5 protein-coding genes are annotated in these 4,827 nt (G+C 54.2%); all 5 read right to left on the minus strand.

What is annotated here, in order from left to right:
* Window positions 1-3: 3 nt before the first annotated feature.
* Complete coding sequence (locus GXO76_00200; protein NOY76263.1) at window positions 4-318, minus strand: DUF4258 domain-containing protein; 315 nt, start codon at window positions 316-318, stop codon at window positions 4-6.
* Between the two features lie 45 nt (window positions 319-363).
* Window positions 364-837 carry a (2Fe-2S)-binding protein gene (locus GXO76_00205; GenBank protein NOY76264.1) on the minus strand — a complete coding sequence of 158 codons (474 nt, stop codon included), beginning with the start codon at window positions 835-837 and terminating at the stop codon, window positions 364-366.
* 30 nt (window positions 838-867) lie between these two features.
* Window positions 868-3,147: a xanthine dehydrogenase family protein gene (locus GXO76_00210; protein NOY76265.1), complete on the minus strand. Its 2,280-nt coding sequence runs from the start codon at window positions 3,145-3,147 to the stop codon at window positions 868-870.
* Between the two features lie 67 nt (window positions 3,148-3,214).
* The gene (locus GXO76_00215; protein ID NOY76266.1) at window positions 3,215-4,126 is read right to left on the minus strand and encodes a hypothetical protein; all 912 of its coding nucleotides are present in this window, start codon (window positions 4,124-4,126) and stop codon (window positions 3,215-3,217) included.
* Complete coding sequence (locus GXO76_00220) at window positions 4,126-4,749, minus strand: nucleotidyltransferase family protein (protein NOY76267.1); 624 nt, start codon at window positions 4,747-4,749, stop codon at window positions 4,126-4,128. The genes GXO76_00215 and GXO76_00220 overlap by 1 nt, the downstream gene beginning before the upstream one ends.
* Window positions 4,750-4,827: the final 78 nt, after the last annotated feature.

A 4,827-nucleotide genomic window follows, 5' to 3' on the forward strand; every position in this document is an offset into this window, starting at 1 on the left:
GAATCATTTTTTTCTCCTTTCTTTCCAATTGATCCATTTTTGAACATCCGGGCGGTAAACAGTGATCAGAACCGCCCAATGATTGCTATTATTATACGCCCAAACCGTGTGAATCGGTTCGTTATTTCTGCTTAAACCGAATATCAAACAGCTTGGAAACGGTTTGTCATTCGGGTAGTCTTCAATGATTTCACCGTGCAGCACGCTGTAAAAAATCTCGCTGAATTGAAAGCCGTCATTTTCTGCTTCCTCTACCGCATGGTCAGAAATTCGGATATTATGGTTTTTAATGGCCTGAATGATGGCGTTTAAATTCATTGTATTCTTTTTATTTCATCGTAGGGAGCGATTCGTGAATCGGCCCTACACATCGCTCCCGTCCTTTTCTGTCGCTAATTTGACGGCCGTGACAATTTTCTGGTATCCGGTGCACCGGCACAGATTCCCCGACAGTCCGTCTTTGATTTCTTCGTCGGAGGGGTGCGGATTCCGGTTCAACAACGCCCGGCCCGCAACAATAAATCCGGGCGTGCAAAAGCCGCATTGGACGGCACCGGTCTGGATAAAGGCCTCCTGAAGCGGGTCGAGATGACCGTCTTTCGAAAGACCCTCCAGAGTGGTGACTTCACTTCCGTCGGCCTGGCAGGCCAGCACCATGCAAGAATTGACGACCTTCCCGTTAAAGATCACCGAGCACGCCCCGCATTCCCCTTTGGAGCAGCCCTCCTTCACGCTGAGGAGCCCCAAGTCTTCCCGGAGCACGTCCAGCAGGCGTTTGGCGCCGGGAACCTTCAATGTTACCTTTTCTCCGTTAACCGTAAATTTCAAATCAATCATAATTCCAATCCGTTTGAAATGTTTCTATTTTTACAAAGCGGTCTTGGTTTCATTTTCCCGAAGTGCCCGCCACACCCGTTCGGGTTTCAGCGGCAGTTCGTTTATCCGGATTCCAACAGCGTCTGCAACCGCGTTGGCAATAGCCGGTGCGATGCCCATTAACGGCTGTTCGGCAAACCCTTTGGCTCCGTTCGGGCCGTTGGGGTAAGGAGCCTCCACAATAATCGGATCGATCTCAGGCGCCTCTTTGATAGTCGGGATGATGTACGTGGAAAAATGGGGATTTTGAATGACCCCGTCTTTTGTCACAATTTCCTCCGTCAGGGCATAGCCCATGCCCTGAACCGTGCCGCCCTCAATTTGTCCGGTAACGAGCTGGGGGTTAATGGCCTTGCCCACATCGTGAGCAGCCGTAATACGCACCACCCGCACGGCACCGGTTTCCGTGTCTACCTCCACTTCAGCCACGTTGGTAGCGTAGGCAAAAGTCACGTAGGCGTTGCCCTGACCGGTCTCATCATCCCAGGAGACCTCCGGCGAGCGGAAAAACCCGGCAGCCGCCATGTTTTCCCGGCGGCGGAAGCATTCGGCAATCACGTCCCGCATCGGAATTCTTTTCTCCGAGTGCGCTGCGTCAAATGCCCAGCCGTCTTTAAGACGAATCGAATCGGGTGCCAGGCCAAGTAAGTCAGCTGCGGCCTGTTTAAGCGGTTTTCGCAGCTGGGCGCAGGCGTCTTTCAAGGCATTTCCGGACATCGTGGTGGCGCGTGAGGCCACCGTCGGGCCGGAATCAGGGATACGGCTGGTGTCGGTTTCCAGAATGTACACCGATTCCACCGGCAGGCCCAGCTCGTCCGCGACGATTTGCGTGAGCACGGTGGCCATGCCCTGTCCCATTTCGGTGGTGCCCACGGCGAACTGGACGGAGCTGTCTGCCAAAATCTGGACGTACGCCCCGGTGCGCGCCAGATGCACCCCGCCGGCACCCAATCCTACGCCGTAGTAGACCGTGGAAAGACCAATCCCTTTTCGAATAGGGGATCGGGTGTCTTTCGGCTGTTTTTTCTTTTCAAAATAATTGGACTTGTCAAGCGCTTTATGGAACGCCTCAATATTGCCCACACTGAAGGACAATTTCTGACCGGTGATGGTTTCGTCGTTCAAGCGAAGAAGGTTTTTCTCCCGAATTTCCGCCGGATCCAGTCCCAGTGCCCGCGCCAATTCGTCCATTTGCGATTCCGCTGCAAACAAAATCTGGGGAGAACCAAATCCCCGAAACGCTCCGGCAGGCACCTTGTTGGTGGCCACGGCGTAAGAGTCGACCTTCACATTGGGGATTCGGTACGGGCCGCCGGCGTGCACCGTGCCCCGCCACAACACAACGGGACTCAGCGTGGCATACGCCCCCGAATCCAGAATGTACTCTACCTCAATGGCCTGGAGCGTGCCGTCCTTTTTCGCACCCGATTTGTAACGGATAATACCCGGATGACGCTTGCTCATGGAAATGATGTCCTCGTCCCGGCTGTAAATCAGCTTTACGGGACGGCCGGTTTTTTGAGCCAGAATGGCCGCCTGCACACCGACCAGCGTAGGGACATCCTCCTTTCCGCCAAAGGCCCCACCTGTGGCGGTTTGAATGACCCGCACCTGACTGAGCGGAAGTCCCAGCACCGTAGCGACACCTTCCTGCACGTAAAACGGGCATTGCATGGAACCGTACACCTCCATCAGGCCGTTGGGCCGGGGAACGGCCACCATGCCCTGCGGTTCCAGGTAGGCGTGCTCCTGGTAAGGAGTACGGTACGTATTTTCGATAATAATGTCCGAGCGGGCAAAGCCCTCTTCAACATTCCCGCGCCGAACCTTTAAATGCTTGTAAATATTGTTGGTTCCGAAAAGGTGAATTTCCGAATGTCCGCGCGCTTTTAGCGGATCAAAAAGTGCCGGAAGGTCTTCGTACTCGACCACCACCTTCGCAACTGCTTCTTCGGCAATCTCCGGGGTTTCCGCCGCCAAAACCGCAATGGGCTCGCCCACGTATCGCACCCGTCCGGGTGCCAGAAAGGGCTGGTCATTGAAAACCACATGAATTTCATTCCGTCCCGGGATGTCTTCGGCCGTGAGAACGGCGTAAACGCCGGGTGTTTTGCGCGCCGCATCCAAGTCGATTCGGGTGAGCGTGGCGTGCGGCCGGGACGAACGGATCACCCGCGCGTAGAGCATCCTTGGGAAAAACAGATCGGCGGCAAAAACGCCTTTGCCCAATACCTTGGCCCGGGCATCCACCCGGGGAACCGATTGACCCACTACCCCATTGTGTGTTCTCCTTATTAATTGATTCTGTAGGGACGATTCATGAATCGCCCCTGCCAAATTAAAATCTAAACACCGTACTCCACCTGGCTTTGTAAAAACGTGCCCCTTTCCGTGTTTTTTGGCCTCTGGGACGCCAAAAATTTACCGTGTCGTTCCACCATTTGGTCACCGCCCGGACGAACACAATCCGGCCGGTTTTGGGATTTTCACACACGCTTTTGACGTTGGGCACATCTTTCAGGGGGGCAAAAGGACGGAAGCGCCCCGATTTCGGGAAAAACTCGTACACCCCGGTCTGGGTAGTTACAAACAGGGTTTTTCGTTTGGCCCGGGGGAACAGGTCATGGCCGTGTGAAGACGGAAGTGCAAAAGCGACCTTTCGGCTAAAAGAAACGACCGGTTTCTTCTTGTAAGTGAAGAAATAGAGTGAATCGCGTCCCACTACCCAGAGCCCATTTCGGTGTGTGTCCCAGACCAGCCCGTGGGGGGAAGGCAGGGTAACATCCACAGAATGACTGAATTCGGACGCGGGAAAATAGACCCGCAGGCGGTTGTCCTGCGAAGATACCACTGCCAGCGATCCGTCTGGCAGAAGCGTTGCCGAATGGGGGCTTTTCCCGGCACGGGTAAAAAAGAGCACCTTTTTGTCCAAGAGGCGGATGATCGCCACGCCGCCGCCTGAACCCCCTGCGACGATCACCTTTTTCCCGTTGTCCACCAGCCGGGCATCCGAGAGGTAATCGAACAGGTGTTTTTGAGAGGCTGGGATGGCATCGGTTTCGTAGGCCGACCACTCCCAGAGAATGGCCGTCGAATCATTCCAATTGGAACGGGTCGAAACCAGCAGCACCTTTCGGGAGGCCTGATCGCACAGGAAAAGACGCGAACCATCCCGCGGGGCTCCTCTGAGCGGTAGAGCGAGTTCAGCTATCAGCAAAAATAAAAAAAGTCGGGAGAGTCGCCGGTTCATTAACGCTTCTCCTCTATTTTTAATGCACTTTGCAGGCGCTCCACGCCAAAATAGCGCTGGTACGCCTCGGGCGTGTCAAAATCCACAAAAATCCCGTCGTCTTCCACCAATACGTAATCGACGGCCTCCGGATGATTTTTCAGGATTTGCCGGGCGCCCTTCTCTAAAGGTGTGGCTAAAATTTCCTCAAAAAAACGTGCCGGAAAGTACGTGGGGTGTCCCTTTTTAAAATCTTTGGAGGGAACAGTAATGTTTTCGGGCTGCAGGCGAATGTGCACGGCCATTTTCCGATAGGTTTCAGGTGCAATCAACGGGTGGTCAATCAGGGCCATCAGGCAGCCGGGAACGTTTTCCGGCAGGTGGCGGATACCCATCTGAAAAGAGGAAAGCTGCCCGTTTTCCGGGTGAAGATTCACGAGAACCTCTGCAATGGCTTCAGGCACAAACGGGCGAATCACCGGGGCGTCGTGTCCCAGAATCAACAGAATGGGAGAAAAGCCGCCCGCCCGAAGCCTTTCTGCAATCGCTTCCAGAAAAGTCTGGCCGTTCGGCAATTTTAGCAGCGCCTTGGGGACGCCCATGCGCCGGGAGTCGCCGGCACTGAGAAGAATGGCAGGGATCATGTTTTACCATCCTTTGTTCGTTTCGGAAAATTCCAGTTAAAATTTAAAAAAAAATGGGTTAAATGCAAGATATTTTTA

It is taken from the genome of Calditrichota bacterium, assembly GCA_013151735.1.
In the GTDB taxonomy this organism is placed as follows: domain Bacteria; phylum Zhuqueibacterota; class JdFR-76; order JdFR-76; family BMS3Abin05; genus BMS3Abin05.